13 protein-coding genes and 2 pseudogenes are annotated in these 18,648 nt (G+C 71.1%); 5 read left to right on the top strand and 10 right to left on the bottom strand.

The annotated features are described in order from the left end of the window. Positions 1–105 precede the first annotated feature (105 nt). Positions 106–1,641 carry a serine hydrolase domain-containing protein gene (locus ACIBSV_RS10845; RefSeq protein WP_395861458.1) on the top strand — a complete coding sequence of 512 codons (1,536 nt, stop codon included), beginning with the start codon at positions 106–108 and terminating at the stop codon, positions 1,639–1,641. 139 nt (positions 1,642–1,780) lie between these two features. Here the strand turns inward: ACIBSV_RS10845 and ACIBSV_RS10840 are convergent, their stop codons facing one another. Next, entirely contained in the window at positions 1,781–2,566 is a 786-nt protein-coding gene (locus ACIBSV_RS10840) for an ABC transporter permease (protein ID WP_395861837.1), read from the bottom strand. 86 nt (positions 2,567–2,652) lie between these two features. Next, positions 2,653–3,297: pseudogene (locus ACIBSV_RS10835) on the bottom strand (ABC transporter ATP-binding protein); the annotation flags it as partial. A 551-nt stretch (positions 3,298–3,848) separates the two neighbouring features. Between ACIBSV_RS10835 and ACIBSV_RS10830 the strand changes: the two are divergent. After that, complete coding sequence (locus tag ACIBSV_RS10830; RefSeq protein ID WP_395861457.1) at positions 3,849–4,118, top strand: hypothetical protein; 270 nt, start codon at positions 3,849–3,851, stop codon at positions 4,116–4,118. Between the two features lie 13 nt (positions 4,119–4,131). Here ACIBSV_RS10830 and ACIBSV_RS10825 read toward each other — a convergent pair whose 3' ends face one another. The 3 genes from ACIBSV_RS10825 to ACIBSV_RS10815 all read right to left on the bottom strand — a co-directional run bounded on the left by ACIBSV_RS10825 (position 4,132) and on the right by ACIBSV_RS10815 (position 7,125). After that, on the bottom strand, positions 4,132–4,788 hold the full coding sequence (locus ACIBSV_RS10825) for a nucleotide disphospho-sugar-binding domain-containing protein (protein WP_395861455.1): 657 nt from the start codon (positions 4,786–4,788) through the stop codon (positions 4,132–4,134). A gap of 50 nt (positions 4,789–4,838) precedes the next feature. Next, positions 4,839–6,221, bottom strand: a complete 1,383-nt coding sequence (locus ACIBSV_RS10820) for a zeta toxin family protein (protein ID WP_395861453.1) — start codon at positions 6,219–6,221, stop codon at positions 4,839–4,841. 271 nt (positions 6,222–6,492) lie between these two features. Beyond that, on the bottom strand, positions 6,493–7,125 hold the full coding sequence (locus tag ACIBSV_RS10815; protein WP_395861450.1) for a TetR/AcrR family transcriptional regulator: 633 nt from the start codon (positions 7,123–7,125) through the stop codon (positions 6,493–6,495). Between the two features lie 84 nt (positions 7,126–7,209). Here ACIBSV_RS10815 and ACIBSV_RS10810 point away from each other — a divergent pair, with 84 nt between their 5' ends. Next, on the top strand, positions 7,210–8,223 hold the full coding sequence (locus tag ACIBSV_RS10810) for a saccharopine dehydrogenase (protein ID WP_395861448.1): 1,014 nt from the start codon (positions 7,210–7,212) through the stop codon (positions 8,221–8,223). A gap of 963 nt (positions 8,224–9,186) precedes the next feature. Here ACIBSV_RS10810 and lysA read toward each other — a convergent pair. Then, the gene (gene lysA, locus ACIBSV_RS10805) at positions 9,187–10,473 is read right to left on the bottom strand and encodes a diaminopimelate decarboxylase (protein WP_395861446.1); all 1,287 of its coding nucleotides are present in this window, start codon (positions 10,471–10,473) and stop codon (positions 9,187–9,189) included. Positions 10,474–10,611: 138 nt separating this feature from the next. Here lysA and ACIBSV_RS10800 point away from each other — a divergent pair, with 138 nt between their 5' ends. Beyond that, entirely contained in the window at positions 10,612–12,228 is a 1,617-nt protein-coding gene (locus ACIBSV_RS10800; protein ID WP_395861444.1) for a helix-turn-helix domain-containing protein, read from the top strand. On the opposite strand, the gene ACIBSV_RS10795 is transcribed toward ACIBSV_RS10800, so the two are convergent. Beyond that, positions 12,213–13,397 (bottom strand): serine hydrolase domain-containing protein, encoded by a 1,185-nt coding sequence (locus ACIBSV_RS10795; protein WP_395861443.1) that lies wholly within the window; start codon positions 13,395–13,397, stop codon positions 12,213–12,215. The two genes, ACIBSV_RS10800 and ACIBSV_RS10795, sit on opposite strands and share 16 nt — an antisense overlap. Positions 13,398–13,481: 84 nt before the next feature. Here ACIBSV_RS10795 and ACIBSV_RS10790 point away from each other — a divergent pair, with 84 nt between their 5' ends. Further along, positions 13,482–15,137 carry an IS1182 family transposase gene (locus ACIBSV_RS10790; RefSeq protein ID WP_395861442.1) on the top strand — a complete coding sequence of 552 codons (1,656 nt, stop codon included), beginning with the start codon at positions 13,482–13,484 and terminating at the stop codon, positions 15,135–15,137. A gap of 33 nt (positions 15,138–15,170) precedes the next feature. Here ACIBSV_RS10790 and ACIBSV_RS10785 read toward each other — a convergent pair. From ACIBSV_RS10785 to ACIBSV_RS10775, 3 genes and pseudogenes are all read right to left on the bottom strand, one after another. After that, positions 15,171–15,599, bottom strand: a pseudogene (locus ACIBSV_RS10785) (serine hydrolase domain-containing protein); the annotation flags it as partial. Then, a complete protein-coding gene (locus ACIBSV_RS10780; protein WP_395861441.1) occupies positions 15,599–17,092 on the bottom strand; it encodes an APC family permease in 1,494 nt (497 codons plus the stop codon). The gene ACIBSV_RS10780 and the pseudogene ACIBSV_RS10785, both read right to left, overlap by 1 nt. A 468-nt stretch (positions 17,093–17,560) precedes the next feature. Further along, the gene (locus ACIBSV_RS10775; protein WP_395861440.1) at positions 17,561–18,487 is read right to left on the bottom strand and encodes a helix-turn-helix domain-containing protein; all 927 of its coding nucleotides are present in this window, start codon (positions 18,485–18,487) and stop codon (positions 17,561–17,563) included. Positions 18,488–18,648 lie beyond the last annotated feature (161 nt).

Below are 18,648 nucleotides of genomic sequence, written 5' to 3'. Positions count from 1 at the left end.
GTGTTCCCGGGGCGACGACGGCAAGACGGTCGTCGGCGTCTTCGGGCGCGCACGGTCCGGTCGCTTCCCCGCCTGCACGACCGACATCGATCGAGAGGCAGATTCGTGACCCACCCTCCCCGGATCCCTTCCTCGGCGGAAGCCGCCGACGGCACCCGAAGCACACCCACCCGGCGCACCGTGCTGCGCGGTTCGCTGGCCGCCGCCGCAGTGGCGGGCACGGCCGGAACGGTGGTCGTCGGCGCCGCGCCTGCCGCGTCCGCGAGCGACGCACCACCGGCCGAGGCGGACAGTGCGGGCGACACGTCCACGGCCCGGCACTGGCGCTCCAGGCTCGCCACGCTGGCCGCCCGACACCAGGTCCCCGGCGCCTCGTTGGGCATTCTGGCCGGCGACCGGGTCGTCAAGGTCGCCACCGGTCTGGCCAACGCCGACGACCGTATCGAGGCCACGCCCGACACGCTCTGGCAGATCGGCTCCATCACCAAGGTCTGGACCGCCACACTCGCCATGCGCCTGGTGGACGAGGGCGCCATCGACCTCGACACTCCGGTCGTACGCTACCTGCCCGAGCTGCGACTGCCCGACCCCGACCGGACCAGGCGCCTGACGCTGCGTCACCTGCTCGCCCACACCAGCGGGATCGACGGCGACGTGCTCCCCGACACCGGACGCGGCGACGACTGCCTGGAGCGGTTCACCGCCCTGCTCAAGGACGTTCCGGCGGTCCACCCGCTGGGCCGCGCGCACTCGTACTGCAACGTCGGCCTGATCCTCGCCGGCCGGCTGATCGAACGCCGCACCGGCACGACCTGGGACACCGCGCTGCGCGAACGCGTGATCAGGCCGCTGGGCCTGACCCGCAGCCACACGTTGCCGGAGGACGTGCTTGCGCATCGCGCCGCCGCCGGTCACACCTCGGGACCGGACGGGCGGCCGCGCGTCGACCCCACGTGGATGCCCCGCTCGCAGGGCCCGTGCGGCATCGTGTGCTCCAGTGTCGGCGACGTGCTCGCCTTCGTCCGCCTGCACCTGAACGACGGCCTCGGGCCCGACGGCACCCGGCTGCTGTCGGCGCGCGCCGCCGAGGAGATGCGCTCGTTCCAGACGGCCACGCCCAACACCCCGGACACCGGCGACAGCTGGGGCCTGGGGTGGGCCCGTTGGGACTGGAACGGTCGGTCCGTGTACGGCCACGACGGCAGGACCCAGGGTCAGTCGTCCTACCTTCGTGTACTGCCCGACGCCCGTCTCGCGGTCGTTCTGCTCACCAACGGAGGCGACGCCCAGGCGCTCTACCACGACCTGTACCGGGAGATCTTCACCGACCTCGCCGGAGTCGCGCCCCGCCCGCCGCACGCCCCCGACGGCACCAGGCCACCGCACGACGCGGGAGGCTACCTGGGCCGATACCAACGCGTGGGGGTGCTCGAAGAGATCCTCGAACGCGGCGGTGGGCTGTTCCTGCGCCGGACCTTCACGGGAGGCACCCCCAGCGAGTTCGAGCTCCACCCCGCCGGCCGGGACCTCTACGTCCACCGCCTGCCCGGCGTTCGCGACTGGGAGCCGCTCAAGTGCTTCACCCTGGACGGCACGCGCTACGTGTGCCAGAGCGACCGCGTGCTGCCACAGATCACCTGACGCCGCGCAGTCCGGATGCCGGATGACCGCTCGGGGCACGACACCGGTGGAGTGCCCGAAGTGGCCCCGGGCAATTGGCGTGTGGTGGTGAGGATTGGGCCGGCTGCCCGACCCACCCCGATCACGCCGGCCGGGGCTGTTACGCGTCGCGCCTGCGGACTGCGGCCAGCGCGGCGACGGTCGCCGCCATCGCCCACACGGCCATGACACCGATGCCCAGCCACGGGTCGACCTCGTGCGCGTTGAAGTCGCGCAGTCGCATGATGCGTTGGCCCGCCTTGTCCGGCAGGAACCGGGCCACCTCGCGCACCCCGGGTATGGCCGTGAGCGCGGCCGTACCCAGGAACAACAGGGGCATCAGCAGGCCCATCGAGGCCATCGGGGTGCGCAGCAGGAATGCGGCTCCCGCACACAGCACGGCCAACAAAGTCAGATACGCGACGTGTCCGAACGCCGTCCGCCAAGTCTCCGACGCGGTCAGAGAGATGTCGCCGGCGGGCATGACCAAGCGGGCGAGCAGCGTGCAGCTCAGGCTCGATGCGACGGCGGTGACCAGGGCGATCGCGGTGATCACCGTCAACTTCGCGGTGGCGAACACCCGGCGATCGGGCACCGCCGCCAGCGACGAGCGAATCGTGCCGCTGCCGTACTCTCCGGCCACGGCGAGGACGGCGAAGGCCACGAGTGCCATCTGCCCGAAGTTTACGCCGTAGTGCACCAGGGTGAAGGGGTCGTATTCGCCGCCGTCCTCCCGGCGCTGCCCCTCGGCGACGAACGCGCCGACGAGGGTGCTCACTCCGGCGATCAGAACCACGGTCACCAGGGGCAGCCATCCGGTCGAGGGCACCGAACGGATCTTTGTCCATTCGGCGCGCACGGCGGCCGGGAACATCGAACCCGTCTCGACCATCCGCGCCGTTGTCATCGTGCTCACGCTCGGCCACCTCCCACAAATTGCTCACGCCCGGCGGTCAGCCGGAGATAGACGTCTTCCAATGCCTCGCCCGTACCGACGAATTCGTTCAGTGCGGTGTCGGCGAGCAGTCGCCCGCCGGCTATCACCACGAGGTGGCCGGCGGTGAGTGCCATCTCGCTCATCAGGTGGCTCGACACGAAGACCGTGCGCCCCTCGGCGGCGAGCGATCGCATCAGGTCGCGGATCCAGCGGATGCCCTCGGGATCCAGGCCGTTGACCGGCTCGTCGAAGATCAACACCTCGGGGTCGCCGAGTAGCGCGGCGGCTATGCCCAGGCGCTGGCGCATGCCCAGCGAGTAGCCGCCGGCGCGACGCCGGGCCGCATCGGTCATGCCGACCTCGGCCAGCACTTCGTCGACGCGCGAGACCGGTATGCGGTTGGACTGCGCGAGGTAGAGCAGGTGGTCGTACCCCCGGCGACGCTTGTGCACAGCACCGGCGTCGAGCAGGGCCCCCACGTGTCGCAGCGGCTCGCGCAGCTCGGTGTACTCCCGGCCGCCGATCGTGATGCCACCGGACGTGGGCCGGTCCAGACCCAACGCCATCCGCATCGTGGTCGACTTGCCCGAGCCGTTGGGGCCGAGGAAGCCGGTCACGGTGCCGGAGGCGACCTCGAAGGAGAGGTCGTCGACGGCGAGCACGTCGCCGTAACGCTTGGTCAGGTTCCGGATCCGGATCATGTGCTTCGCTCCCTGAGGTGCGGTCGGGTCGTGGAGTCGGCCACGGGGTCGGGCCGTCCGCTTGCCGTAGTGCCTCAAGGTTGCGATGTCGGGGTGCTTCGCCGGATCCCCCGGCCGTGGGAACGGCCTCCCCCGCACGGGGGAGGTTCGAGGCAGCGCGACCCGGCACGATGATGGGGAGTTCCAGTACGCACCACGCGCACGGGGCGGGCGGCCGCTCGTCGCACCCATCACCTACACGCGTACGTTCGACCTGTCCTCGGGCCTGCGTCCGGAGTTCCCGGCTGCCATGGATTCCCCGGCCTCGATGACGGCGTCGGGCTCGGATATCCGATGCCCTGGTTCCCCCGCCCCCGCCGACACCGATATCGACCACCTTCGGGCTTCGTTGCCGAGGCGCCGCTCCGAGGGATTCCGGGGCCGCCCGCTGCTCCGGCCCGGCACCGCCGCTGCGGCGTCCACGCGCCTGGCCGCCGACGGCCTGCTCCTGGACGACGGCGCGGATCCGACTCTGGACCTGTTACGGGAGACTGCGGCGACGAGAGGTCACGTTGGACCATGTGAAGCGGATGTACGCCAAACGCGTGTCCACGATGGGTGGTTCGAACTACAAGCGGGAGATCGACCGCCCCGGCTGGATGCACGTCATCCGCTCCCAGGCGTTCACCAGTCTGTGGGTCAAGGCCCTCAAGGCCCGCAAGGCCCGCAAGGCCCACCAAGGCGGCCTGACCGTGATGCCCGTGATGGGCACCGACGAACTCCACCTCACCGACGGCGACTGGCGCACCGTGTTCACCGAGGGATGCGCGTGGGCGACGTGAAGGTCAAGGATGCCTACATCCCAGGCGCAGGAGCAGTGATGGGATGTGCGGGGTCGGGAGGATCGATCCTGGCAATGAGTTCGGCGATCGTCCCCAACGGGTCGAACTCGGAGAATTCCTTGCGTAGTCGGAGGGCTCGCTCCGCATACTCGGGGTTCGCCAAGACATCCGGGACAGCGGTGCGGATGGCTGATCCGTCGGGTTTGCTCGTCTTCAGGTCTATGCCCGTGCCGCTCCACTCAACCCTGGCCCCCACTTCCGGTTTGTCCTCCGTGCTGCCGGCCACGACCAACGGAACACCGTGATTGAAGGCGGTGTGCACGCTCCCGTAGCCGCCGTTTGTGACCAAAACATCGGTGTGCGGGAGCAGATGTTCGAAGGATATGAAGCCGGCCGGCCGCGCGTTGGCCGGAACGTCGCCCATCAGCCTCCTGACGAGGAGGGGGCCATCGAGGCGGCCGGTCACCGCGACCACGAGCACGTCGTCGTCGGCCAAGGCCATGTCGGCGTGTTCCGGCCCGGGGCGAGTGCGCTTGATCATCGAGTCGGCAGACCACCGGAAGTGTGCCCGCAGAAGTTCCAAGGCCCTGGCGCCGTCGCGGTTCTCGATGGCTCCGGCGACGGCCAGGCGTTTGGCGGTGACCTGCTGCCGGTGCTCCTCGGCGGACACGTGCTCCATCGCCCACGTGGGCTCCGTTTGCCGGCGAAGGTTGGTGGCCATCACGGGCTCAAGTCGCTCTCCATGCTTGGGGCCGGGCCTTCGCCCAGGGCGCGTTGGGAGCGGAACGTGGCCGGGACGCCCGGGGACGGGAGGGCCGGTTCCGTGCCGGCGCCCCCCTTGGGATGCGCGGGGCCGAAAGACCTGGCGACCAGACGGGTGAGCACTGGGTCGACGGCCGGGTCGGATACCGGTGTCCGGATCCCTCGTTCGCGAGCCACCCCGATGGCGTTGTTCAGGACCGGTGCGCCTTTGGTGGCGGGCCGAGCACCCGGCTCGCGTGCCGTAGTGACGCTGTCCGGCGTGGCGGGACGGACCGCAGCCGGGCGGGGCGGTCGCGTTTGCCCGGCGGGTGCGAAGGTGGGGCCGGGGTCCTCGTGTGTCGGGGCCGACCCGTGTGTGGCGGGCTCACGCCCCGTTGGGCGGAAGAGCAGGTCGCCCTCGGGCTTCCGGAACAGCGTCGCTTGTCGGGCCATCAATTCCACCGCGGGTTTGAGTTCTTCGGGCACCAGGTGCGCCACCCGTTCGTAGACGCGTGCCACGGGCTCGTCGAGGGCGGATCCCGCCTGCATGTGAGCGACGCCGAGTTCGATGGTGAAGCGCAGGAGGTCCCGATGGGTCATCTCCTGCAGGTGCGCATCTATCAGGCGGTCGGTCATCCGGTGCTCGCCGGATGGGCCCTGGGCGTGGACCAGATCGAATTTTCTCATCGCTCTGTTCGACGATCGTACGTACATCAGTCCCCGGTCGACCAGTTCGGGGTCGTCGATGATCCTGGCGGCGATGAACTGGGCCTCGACGGACCGGTCGTGGTCGTCGGAGGCGACCAGGTGTCCACCGGCGACGAACCGGGTGAGGACCGCGTGGGCGCTGATCGCCGCGGGAGCGGCGATCATGGCCCCGACGATCTCGTGACCCTCGCCGTCGCGGCGCAGGGTTCTCGCGGGCAGTTCGAAGTCCCGGTCCAGTCGTGCGGTGGTCTCCATCAGGACGTGTCGGCCCACACCCCTGCGGTGTCGGTCGGCCAGTAGCGCCATGACCCGGTCGCGCATGTCCTGGATGTCGGGCATCAGTTCGGAGGCGGGGCCCGTGGGGCCCAGGGCCCGGGCGGCCTCGAAGTTGGGGTGGATGGCGTAATACCGGTCCGCGTCGACCCGATCGCATCCGCCGTCCGCGTCCAGACGCGCGGCGATCTCTTCGGCCAGGGTGGTCTTGCCCGCGCCCGGTTGCCCGATCAGGAACCACGCCTGGGGCCGTGCGACACCGGGACCCGCAACCTCGGGCAGGAAACGCGGGACCAATTCGTCCCGGAACGCGCGGTCGAAGAGGGCCTGTTCCCGCGCGCCTCGGCCGTTCAGCAGCAACCGCCCGGGAGGGTCGAGCATCGCGACCGCCGTCCACCTCGATGCCAGGATGGGGAATCCCCAGCCGGCGAAGAACCGAACTTGAGCCCGTCAGCGTAGGGTCTCCACGCGCCGGGCGCCACCGCCTCGGTGCCCCCGATGCCACCGTGTGGCAAGGGGATTTGCATGTCCACGTGCGCGTGTGGAAAGCCCGGCCGGACCCGGTGAGCGCCGACGCGGTGTGCAAGTGGTGTTCCGGGACCGGTGGTGACCGATTCATGCGCGCGGGATGGGGGGGCGTGCGCGCGCACTGCTATCCATGTCGCGCCGAAGTCTGCGAAACGCCATTGTGATGCCTGCCGCCCCTGGTTTGATGAAGCCCGCCCAGGACCAGACCGGTCAGCGCGTCGACCACATCATCCACGGACGCTCGCCCGCGGTTCAGTTCGGCGGCGAGCGCCTCGGCCGCACCCAGCACGCCGGCACAGCACAGCCGAAGGGCGTCGGGCTCAAGGTGCGCGTACGGCCGCAGCGCGGCGGCCATCAGGTCCGCATAGCTGTCGGTCATCTCCTGTCTGCCCGCCTCCATGTCCGGATTGCCCTTCAACGCTGCGGAAACGGCGTTGAGCTCCGGCATGTCGGTGGCGCAGGCGAAGTACGCGGCGCTGATGACGCGGGCGACCTCCTCCGCGGCGGGCGCGGCGCCTTGCAATGCCTGGATAACCGAGGCCCGGTGGCGTTCGTCGAGGCGCCGGTAGAGCGCGAGCAGCAGGCCGGGGCGGGTGCCGAAGTGGTCGTACACGATCGGCCTGCTGACGCCCGCAGCCTCGGCGAGGGTGACCAGCGTGAGCCCGTCGGCGCCCTGGGCGCGCACGATCGCCACGGCGGTGTCGAGCAACTGCTCCCGCCTGGCCGGCTTGGACAGGCGGGTCGGTGTGGTCGCCATGTTCCTCCCTTGCTGTCGCCCCCAGACTATGTTACAAAACGTAGGTTACAAAATGTAGGTTAGTGATTGCGAAGGAGACTCACCATGGGACAGCCCAACTCGGTTCTGATCCTGGGCGGTTCGGGGCAGGCGGGTGCGGGCGCCGCCGCCGTGCTGCGCCGATGGCACCCGGAACTGCCCCTGACGCTCGCGGGCCGCGACATCGGCCGCGCGCAGCGGGTCGCCGACGAACTCGGCGCGGCCACAGCCACGACCGTCGACCTGCGGCGCGCCGATCTGGGCCTCCCGGCCGACGGAGAATATCTGGCGGTCGTCGCCGCGCTGTGGGACAACCGGTTGCAGGGGCTGCGGTACGCGCAGGAGCGCGGGTTGCCCTACCTGAGCATCTCCAGCGGCCTGGTGGACATCGCACCGGAGATCGTCGCGAGCGCCCAACGGCCGAGCGGTCCACCGGTCTTGGTGGCGAGTCACTTCTGCGCGGGAATCGGTGTTCTGGCGACGCTGTACGCCACCAGGGAGTTCGAACGGATCGACACGATCCGGATCGGCGCCGTCCTGGACGAGTCGGATGCCGGCGGCCCGGCGGGGCTGGCGGATCTGGAGCGATGGGCCACCGCCACCTCGGCCGGACTGGTACGCCGTGACGGCGTGTTCACGTGGGTCGCCGAGCCCGATGCACGGACGGATGTGCCAAGTACCGACGGGATTCTCGTGCCCGGCCAGAGCATCGCCATCCTCGACGTGCCGAGTCTTGCCCTGGCGACGGGAGCGCCGAACGTCCGCTTCGACTTCGCCGTCGGTGAGTCCGCGGGTCGGCGACGCGGCGGCCCCGCCTCCGTCGAGGTCCGGATCGACGTCGAAGGGACCGGCCCGGGAGGGCAACCACGCAGCTTGCACCGCTACCTCGTCCATCCGGAAGGGCAGCGACCGCTGACCGCGCTGGGCATCGCCCTCGGTGTCGAGCGACTGCTCGGGCTGCGCGGCGAAGCCGTACCGCCGGGTGTCCACACCCCCGAGGCGCTGCTCGACGCGTCCTACGCGGCCGAGCGGTTGGCGGAAATCGGCGCCGAGTTCGTCGACGCGCCCGGCGACGAATGAACGCCTGTCACCCAAGGGGCGAGCCACCGCACGACCCGGCACACATCCCCACCCGAACCTCAGGCGCCCGGTCGCCACTTCCACCTGCGGCCTGTCCGGACTCCGGATGATCTCGTCCACCCCCAGCGCGTGCTTGTGGCAGCCGTCGGCCAAGCGGTAAAGCTCGGCCGGCGCCCGCGGCAGCGGTCCGACAACAGCCGCAGACCGAATCACACATGCCGCAACTCCGCGGTCGCGGGTACCACCCACTGATGAAGCCGCGCATCGCCGCCACCGGGTCGCGTGCCGCGTCGTTGAGCGTACGGCGGCACGGACCTCGGTCCGGACGCCGCACGGCCCCGCGTGCTCCACTCCCCCACCGGCGCGTGGCCTTCCCGCACCCCGGCGGCGCCGGACGTCCCCCGAGGCGTCCGGGCCGCCGCACCCTTCCGGCCCGGCAGCCGACCGCCCGCGCCGGGCCCGACCGGCAGGTGCGCGCCGCAACCGAGGCGTGAGCTGCCGCGGGACCCGGAGCGGGTGCGTTCGTTGGACACGGGCGTGGAGACCATGCATCGGCACACGCCCCCGCACCACGCGGCGGGCCACCAACCGTTGGCGTTCGGACAGGCGAGCTACGCCGCGGCCGTCGGCGGGGCGATCGCCCCGCTGGTCGAGCACGCGACCGTGGTCGTCGACCACGCCCCCGGCCGCGCGGTGACCGCCCACGGCGGCACCGACGCCGGCATCCCTCGCGCGCCCGATTCGTGTCCGGGCCCGGGAACAGGTCCATTCCGGGCCCGGGAACAGGTCCATGCGTCGCGCACAGAGCGTCTCCAGCAGCTCCCCGAGCGGCACGTCCTGCGATTCTTCCAGGACCTGTTCACCGTGTTCGGGTCACCACACCATGACGAGGCGGCCGACGGGCGGACTACCAACGCACGGGTGGCCGGTGGCCGGAGCGGCCCGGCTCGGCCGACTGCGCCGCTACGGCAGATCCCGGCGCATCAGGTCGGCGTAGGTCTCGCGGCGCACCACGGCGCGGTGTGCGCCGTCGCGGACGAAGACCACCGGCGGGCGGCGCGCGCCGTTGTAGTTGTTGCTCAGCGCATAGGTGTAGGCGCCGGTGACCGGCACGGCGATCAGATCCCCGACGCGCGGGTCCGCCAGCGGGACGCCGGCGCTGAGGGTGTCGCCGGACTCGCAGTGCCGGCCCACCAGGCGGCACAGCTCACCCTCGCCTGTCGGGCGGCCGGCGACGGCGGCCTCGAAGCGCTGCTGGTACAGGGAGACTTCGAGGTTGTCGCCCATGCCGCCGTCGACGGCGACGAAGGTGTGGCCTCCGCCGCGCTTGACGGAGACGACCCGGTACAGCGAGACGCCGGACTCGGCGACCATCGAGCGGCCCGGCTCGATGAGGATGCGGGCGTCGGCGGGCAGCACGCGTCGGGCGGCGTCGGTGACGGCGTCGAGGTACGCCTCCACCGTGGGCGGTCGGTCCGCGTACGTGTAGCGGGAGCCGAGCCCGCCGCCCAGGTCGTAGACGGCGAATTCGCCGAGTTCGGCGACCGCCTCGACGGCCTGCGCGAAGGGCGCGAGGTCGAGGATCTGCGACCCGACGTGCACGTGGACGCCGTCCAGCCGCAGCCGGTCGCTGCCGCGCAGCCGCGCGATCGCCGCCCGGGCCTGCGGCAGGGGCAGACCGAACTTGGAGCCGTTCTGGCCGGTGGACACGGCCTCGTGGGTATCGGGGCGGATGCCGGGGGTGACCCGGACCAGCACTCCCTGCTCCCCCGCGGTGCCGGCGAGGATCTTCTCCAGCCGGTCGATGTCGTCGAAGTTGTCGACGACGACCGTCCCGGCGCCGGCCTCGACGGCGAGGCGCAACTCCTCCTCGGTCTTGGCGTTGCCGTGGACGACCAGGCCGGCCGGGTCCGCGCCTGCGGCGAGGGCGAGGGTCAGCTCGCCCTCGCCGGCCACGTCGAAGTCGAGGCCCTCCTCCACGAGCAGCCGGATGACGGCGGTAGAGGGGAAGGCCTTGGAGGCGAAGACGGCGCGGGAGTTCGGCCAACGGGCGGCCAGGCCGTCGGCGTATTGGCGGGCGCGGGCGCGGACCGACGCCTCGTCGAGGATCAGCACGGGAGTGCCGTAGGACTCGGCGAGTTCGGCCGCCGGTACGCCGCCGATCGCCAGTCCGCCGTTCCCGTCCCGGGTGGTCCCGGGCGGGAACAGCCCCAACAGTTCTCGGTCTGCCTGCGTCTGCACCGTTGCCATCCGCGCTCCTTGTGCCACTGATCCGTCCCGCTCTCCTGCCATGCTCCCGCTTCGGTCACGGCGGATCATCGTTGACATCGTCAATGCAGGTCGCCCAATCTTGACGCCCACAACAGTCCATCGAGTCGGGGGTGCACCATGCGGGAGTCCGGCGCTCGGGGCCACCTGCCCGTCCGTCAGCTCGTGGACAACATCGGCCCGGCGCTGCTGCGCCTGGTCCAGGAGGGGACCGGCAGCGGCGGGCCGCTCACCGACATCGCCATCCATGCCCCGGGTGCGCCGGCACAGCTCGGACCCGGGTACGTGGTGCTCGGGGTCGGCGTGACCACGGAGGCCGAGCTGCGTGAGTTGACCGCGGCCATGCGGCAGGCCGGCGCGGAGGTGCTGGCGGTGAAGGCCCCGGTGCCGCCGTCGGCCGACGACCAGCCGGCGATCATCGAGGTCAACCGGGACGCGTCCTGGATGCACGTGGCGACGACCGTCCGTGAGCAGCTGCTCGAGTACGCGAGGACGCGCGTGCGCTCCGCCGGCAGCGGCGCGGAGCTGTTCGCCCTGGCGAACGCGGTCTACGAGGCCGTCGGCGCCCCGGTCACCATCGAGGACCGCTTCTCCGCGCTGGTCGCCTGGTCGGAGGGGCAGGACCGGACCGACTCCGAGCGGATCGAGACCATCCTGGGACGGGCCGTGCACCAGCGGACGCTCGCCGAACAGCGCGAGCGTCAGGAGTTCGAGCGGCTCCATGCCGGCACCGAACCGGTGTACATGGAGGCGACCGGGGCGGATCAACTGGCAAGGCTGGCGATCGCGGTCCGGGCCGGTTCGGACGTCGTCGGCTACATCTGGGCCGCCGTCACCGGGCCGCTCGACGAGGCGGCCACCGCCCGGCTGCGCGAATTCGCGCCCGTGGTCGCGCTGCAGCTGGTCGGCCTGTGCACGGAGACCAGCTATGCCCGCCGCCAGCGCGGCGAGTTGGCCGCCGCGGTACTCGGCGGGGCGGCCGACCCGGTGGAGGCGAGCCGGCTGCAGCTGGGCTCCGGCCCGGTCTGCGTCCTGGCCGCGGCCCCGCGACCGGCCGGGAGCACGGGCTCCGACGCGCTGGACGCCGCCGGGCTGCGCCGATTCGCGGACACGCTGGAGTACTTCCTGGCGGCCGTGCACCCCCGTTCAGCCCTGGTGGCGGGCACCGGAGTGGTGTACGTACTGGCCGCCTGGCCTGCGGGACACGCCACGGCCCTGGAGTCGGCCGTCGCCCTGGCCCGCGACTTCCTCGCGCGGACCCCACTGGCCGGCGACTACGTGGTCGCCGTCGGCGGCCCGGCCGAATCGATGGGCAGGATCGCCGCCGTGCGGGCGCAGGCGGACGCCGCGCTGCGGGCGCTGCGGCACCCGGCCGTCCGCGGACCGGCCGTGCGCGCCGTGGAGGACATGGCGCTGGCGGTGTTGCTGCTGCACCTCGCCGACGCGACCGAGGCGCTCGGCCTGCCGGACGCCGGCGGAGCGCTGCGCCGGCTGCGCCGGGAAGAGGGCCCGGACGGTCCGCTGGCGGCGACCCTGGCCGCCTACCTCGCCGCCGCGGGAGCCACCGACACCGCGGCGGAGGCCCTGCACATACACCCCAACACCATGCGCTACCGGCTGCGCCGTATCCGCGAGGTCTCCGGGCTGGACTTCGCCGATGCCGACGCCATGCTGCTCGCGCACCTCCAACTCCGGGTGCGCGAGCTGCGGACGGGCGCTTCTCAGGGCTCCGGCTGATCCCGGAACGAGCGCGTGTAGCGGCACCCGTCCAGGTCGACCCAGAGCACCGCGCCGTCCAGGGCGGGGCCGGGCGTCAGGCGCTCCGGCAGCCGGGGGTCGGCTCCGACGCGGAACGTCCCGTCGTCGAGCGGGACGAGTTCCGGCTCGTCGCACGGCGCTTCCACGCCGGTCGCGGCGACCATGTGCAGTCGTCCCGCCCGCTGCACGATGCCGAAGCTGGGATACCAGGGGGTGTAGCTCCGGTAGTGACCTGCGAGTGCGTGCGGAGGAGCGGTCGGCGCGGAGTGGCTGGGGCCCAGTGACTCGGGTCCGTAGAGCCAGCGTCCGTCCAGAGAGTGGTGGTAGGCGGACCATCCCGGGTGATCGCACACCAGCCGCCCGTCCCCCGCGTCGTACAGCCTGCCGGTCACCTCGTCCGAGATGAGCGAGAGACGGTCGTCCCCCGTGGCCTCGACGCGGATCCGACGCGGCGTCGTTCCGTGGATCCCGACATAGCGCTGGGCGTCGGGGATCCGCTCCGGGTCGAACAGCGCCGGGTCCGCCGGGGCTCCCTGGACGACGGCGAGCACATGGCGGGCGAAGCGGTCGATGATCTGGCACTCGCCGGGTGCGTTGGTCAGCACGGCGACACCGTGCCCGCCGTCGGTGTCGACGGCGAGGTACGAGCGGTATCCGACCATCCCCCCGGCGTGCGTCAGCCAGGTGCGGCCGTCGATCACTTCCACGTCCACGCCGAGCGCGTAGCCGCAACCGACCGCGTCGGCGGGCACCGTGACGATCTGTCGGAAACTCTCCGGCCCGATGATCCGGGTGCCGTCCAGGGTGCCCCGGCCCAGCAGCATGCGGGCGAACAGGCCCAGGTCGGAAGCGGTTGCCAGCACGTTCCCATCGGCCGCCGAATACTCGAAGAAGCCGGCCGGCGCGAGCGGGGCCGACGGCAGCGGCGGCCGGTCGTCGCGCAGGAACCGGTACCCGGTGGCGAGTTCGGCGATGTCCTCGTGTGTGATCCGCGCCGCCGAGTCGCGCATGCCCAGGGGCCGCAGCAGCCGTCCGGCCATGGCGTCCGCCAGCGATTCCCCCGTCACCTGCTCGACGATCAACCCCAGCAGGTTGTAGCCCTCGTTGGAGACCCTGTTGCCCAATTCGGGGGAGTTTACGTCGATCACCCGGTCGGAGTCGGCCGACGAGGGGATGCTGCTGATCAGGGGCGCGTGAAGGGGCCGCCCTGCAACAGGGGGTGGTCTGTGTCGATGGGCTCGGCTTCCGGCAATGTTCCCGAGGGGACGAGTGCGGTCGCACATGCCGCGTTCCCGAAGGGGTGTCTCGCGATGCGGATCCGTGACCGACTCGGGTCCGTGTTCTCGAACGAGGAGTTCCGGGAAGCGTTCGGAGATCGAGGCCGTCCCGGTATCTCCCCCGGGCAACTCGCCCTGGTCAGCGTGCTGCAGTTCGTCGAGAACCTGACGGACCGGCAAGCGGCGCACGCGGTGCGGGCCAGGATCGACGTGAAGTACCTGCTGGGTATGGAGCTCACCGACCCCGGCTTCGACTTCACCGTGCTCACCGGGTTCCGACAACGACTGCTGGACAACGGCTTGCAAGAGCGGGTACTGGACCTGCTCTTGGAACGCCTGGCCGACGAGGGCCTGGTCAGCGCCGGAGGGCGGCAACGCACCGACTCCACTCATGTCCTGGCGGCCGTCCGGCGCCTGAACCGACTGGAGTTCGTCGGCGAAACGCTCCGGGCCTGCCTGGAAGCACTGTCCGCGGCACATGCCCGGTGGCTCGCGAACTGGATGGACCCGGTATGGCAAGAGCGTTACGGCGCCAGGATCGATGCCTACCGGCTGCCGTCCAAGCAGTCCGAACGCGACCGATTGGCCCGGCAGATCGCCGTCGACGGCTATCGCCTACTCGAGGCCGTGCACGCTTCCACGACACCGGCCTGGCTGCGCGAGATCCCTGCGGTGGCCGTGCTGCGAACGGTCTGGATCCAGCAGTTCACACGATCCGTCACAGACGGATCGCAGGAGGTGGACTGGCGCGGTAAGGACGATCTGCCGCGGGGCAGAGCGCTGATCGCCTCGCCGTACGATCCCGAGGCCCGGTACTCACACAAGCGGGGCTCTGCCTGGACGGGTTACAAGGTCCACGTGAGCGAAAATTGCACCGGCTCCGGGCAGCCGCATCTGATCACCCACGTGGTGACCACGGATGCCACCGCGAACGACGCGACCGCTGTCGAAGGGGTGCACGATGCGCTCACCACCAAGGGCCTCAAGCCCGCCGAACACCTCTTGGACTCGGGATACTCCTCCGCCGAACTCCTGCTCACCGCCCCGATCGAACGCGGAATCCGTGTGATCGCACCGGTCCGGCCGAACAGCACTCCGCAGCAGGTCGGAGCCACCGGCTTCGGAAAGTCCGCGTTCACTATCAACTGGCAGTCCCGGACGGCCAATTGCCCGTCCGGCCAGACCAGCCGCTACTGGACGGCGGGACTCGACAACAACGGCCGCGACGCCATCAGAATCCGTTTCGCGACCGCGACCTGCTCTCCCTGCTCCGTCCGTGACCAGTGCACCCGCTCCACCCGATACGGTCGACAGCTCACCGTCCGGCCTCGGGAACAAGACGCTCTGCTCGAACGTGTTCGCGCCGAGCAGAGCACCGAAGCGTGGAAGGAACGCTACGCCGGCAGGGCCGGTGTCGAGGGGACCATCCACCAAGCCGTCGCCGTCGGCGGCATGCGACGCACCCGCTACCGCGGCCTGGGCAAGACGCACCTCGGCCATGTTCTGACAGCTGCTGCAATCAACATGATCCGGCTCGACGCCTGGTGGACCGGCACCCCGCTCGCCCAGACCAGAACTTCCCGACTTGCAGCACTCGAACTCGCCATATGAACGAATTTGGCAACAGGGTCCGTTGGAGTAGTGGAACAGCTCACCCGGTTCGGCCCAGGTCCTCGCATCGCGCAGCGCGTAGCCACGTGCGGCGGCATCGGGCAGCGCGTCGGCCCCGGCCACCAGGCCGGAGGTGTGCTGCAGAAGGTGCCGGACGGTGATCGCGCGGGAGCCGCCGTTCGGGGCGAACCAGGGCAGGTGGTCGGCGACCGCCGCGTCGAGGTCCACCTTCCCCTCGTCCGCCAGGATGCCGAGCAGGAAGGCGGTGAAGGTCTTGCTGATGGAACCGATCTCGAACCGCGTGCGACGGGAGACCGGCGCCCCGGACTCCGCGTTCGCGAAACCTGCGCTGACGAACGCGGACTCGCCGGTCCCATCGACGACGCTGATCGCGATTCCCGGCACCGGCCGGCAGGTCCGCAACCGCTCCGCAAGCCCGGAGATCACCCGTTGCACATCCATCAGACGCCCGCCTTCCGTGAACGGAACCCCGCGAACCGGTCCGGACCCAGCTCGACCTGGGAGAAGTCGATCTCCGCGTCCGGCCGGTCGCCTTTGACGAACCGTCGGCACAGCGGGTACAGCAGCACGGCCAGCAGCGACACCGCGACACTCGTGCCGAACGTCGCGGCCTCTTCGACCGCCGTACTCCACGCCAGGTACACGATCATCGCTGTGGGCAGCATGACGACCAGGACCGCGCCGAACCGGCCGCCGGGGACCCGAACCGGCCGGAGCATCTGCGGATATCTCCAGCGCAGGACCAGGAAGGCCACGAATTCCAGCAGGATCGAGGCCAGGGTGAGCAGCACCGTGGCCCGCAGGATCGAGCTGAAGTCGACGGCGGAAAGCACGATGACGACGGTGGTGCTCGCCAACAGCGCACCCACCGGCGTGTTGAATCGTCTGCTGTCCCGGGCCATCCAGCGCGGCAGGTACGCGTCCGCGGCGAGCGCCCGCGGGACCCGGGTGCTCGTCAGCAGGATCGCCATGAACAGCCCCACCAGGGAGAGCGCCGATCCCAGGGAGATCAGCACCTTCAGCCAGGTTCCGCCCAGGGCGTCGCCGACCACGACGAAGTCGCCCTGGACCCAGTCGGCGGGCGAGCCCTGGTGCAGCCCGCTGCCGATGGCGGCGAGGGTGGGCAGCAGGTAGCCGGTGATGATCAGCGGAACCGAGATGGCCAGGGCCCGGGTGTAGGTCCGGTGCGCGTCGGCGACCTCGCCCAGCACGGTGCTCGGGCCGTCGAAGCCGAGGTAGAGCCACACGATCACGCTGAGCGCGGCGGCCACCGACGAGTGGACGCTCTGCCCCGGCGTCGTGAAGGGCGAGAGCACGTTGATCCCGTTGCCGACCGCATGCCAGATGCCGAGGACCGTCAGCACCGCGAACGGTGCGAGGACCAGCAGCATCATCCCGACCGAGTACTCGCTCACCGCCTTGGAGCCGCGGTAGTTCAGGTACGCCATCGGGACGATGAGGGCGACGGTGACGATCCAGTGCAGGTCCACGACGAAACCGCCGTGGAACAGGTCCACGATCACCAGCCCCTTCCCGCGGGCGATGTCCGGGACCCAGGTGGCCAGGTAGTCGACCAGCAGGATCGGGTAGAGGGCGAGGTTCAGCACCGACCCGATCGAATTCCAGGCCCCGAACACGAATGCCGCACCTCTGCCGAGCGCGATCTTCGTCCAGTAGTAGTAGCCGCCGTCGACCGGTATCGCGGCACTCAACTCCGCTGCCACCAGCGCGTTCGGCACGCCGAAGACCACCGGTACCAGGACGATCATCAGCAGGGTCAGGCCCGGGCCGGCACCGGAGAGTGAGGCTTCGAGCCCGAAGGGCCCTCCCGACACCGTGAAGAAGAAGATTCCGACCAGCGGCAGCACGCCGATCGTGCGTCTGCCCGCGCCGGGCGCCTTCCGCGTGATTTCCGACGGGGTCAGTTCGGTCATCCTGGGCTCCACTCTCCGTCCGCGCCTGGTCGGCACAACGTATGGGGGCGTCACCGGGGCCGTCCTTGTCGTGCGCGCCAAAGCCGTGGCCGGTCGGTTGTGGCTGCCATCAACGCCGGGCTGATCCACGCCGAACGGTCGATGAGACGCACGACGCGATCAGGGGCGTGGGCCGCTGCCCACAGTTGGACGAGGTAGCGCTCGCCCGCCGGGTCGCCGGCGCTGCCGTCGTATTCCAGGTCCCTTCCGCGCGCGCGGACCCGGTACGTGGCCGCCCCGTCGGCGCCGAGGGGCAGGCGTGGCCGACCAATCAGGCCGCATGGCTTCCGTGGTCGAATTGCTCGAATGCGAGGGCCGAGGAGGGCCGGCTTTCGGCGGGGGAGGCGGTTCTCCGGTATCGGCATCGGTCCCCGTCGTCACCGCGGGTCTCGAACGCGCCGTGTCGGGGAGCCTTTCCGCTGAGCCCGGTCAACGCACCGCCCTGCCGTGTGCCGCGTGCCGCAGCGCACGGTGGGTGGGGGAGTCCTCGGCGGCGGTCATCACCACCAGTTCCAAGGCGTGCGGGCCGGGCAACACGTACACGGTGTAGTCCAGGCTCAGCGGGCCGGCCGCGGGGTGGTGCAGTTCCTTGTGCCCAGTGGTCGGTCCGCGCACCTCGTGCTCCCCCCAGAACTCGACGAACCGGTCGCCGTGCGAGGTCAGTTCGGCCACCAGCCGGCTGCCGCGCGGGTCATGCGGGTTGTCCGCGACCGCGTCGCGCAGACGATGAGCGTTGCCGCGCGCCACCGCCGGCCAGTCCGCGTACAGCCGCCGTGCGCGCGGATCGCGGAACGCGAACCATGCGAAGTTGCGCTGCTCGGCCGGGAGTTCGGCGAAATCGGTGATCAACCAGGAGGCCGCGGCATTCCAGGCGAGGATGTCCCGGACCGGGCTGACCACGTAGGCGGGCCACTCCGCCAGCGCGTCCAGCAGACGCCGGGTCGCCGCGGGCACCAGTGGCGGCTCGACCGCTTCGGTGAGCGGCCGGGGCGGGCCGGCGGCGAGGCGATGCAGATGCCGGCGGGCGTCCTCGTCCAGGTGCAGCGCCCGGGCCAGCGCGTCCAACACCTCCGTCGAGGGTCGGCGCTGGCGGCCCTGTTCCAGGCGGGTGTAGTACTCGGGGCTGATCCCGGCCAGCGCGGCGACCTCGGCCCGCCGCAGTCCGCTCAGTCGCCGGGCACCGGTGCGCGCCAGTCCGACGCTCTCCGGGGTGCGACGCGCGCGCCGCGAGCGCAGGAAGTGCGCCAGGTCCGGCAGCGGCGCGGCCGGATCGGTCTCGGCGGCCCGCTCCCGCGGTGCGGTCCCGGTCGGGGGTGTCGTCCGGGACGGCGGTACGGACGGTACGGGTGGCGCCATGTCCTCCAGTATCGGTCGCGGCTCCCGGCAAGGACATCCCCGGGGGTGGCCCTGCGAGGGCCGGCCTCGGGCGGTATCTGGTCCGGCGGTCTGCTCCGGCCGAGAGTGGTGCCCGGGCGGTGGCCCGGTTCGGACCGGGCGCCGCGCATCGTTCGCGATCG

The organism is Embleya sp. NPDC050154, from assembly GCF_044460165.1.
Taxonomy (GTDB): domain Bacteria; phylum Actinomycetota; class Actinomycetes; order Streptomycetales; family Streptomycetaceae; genus Embleya.
This window is presented reverse-complemented; position numbering and strand designations above follow the sequence as displayed.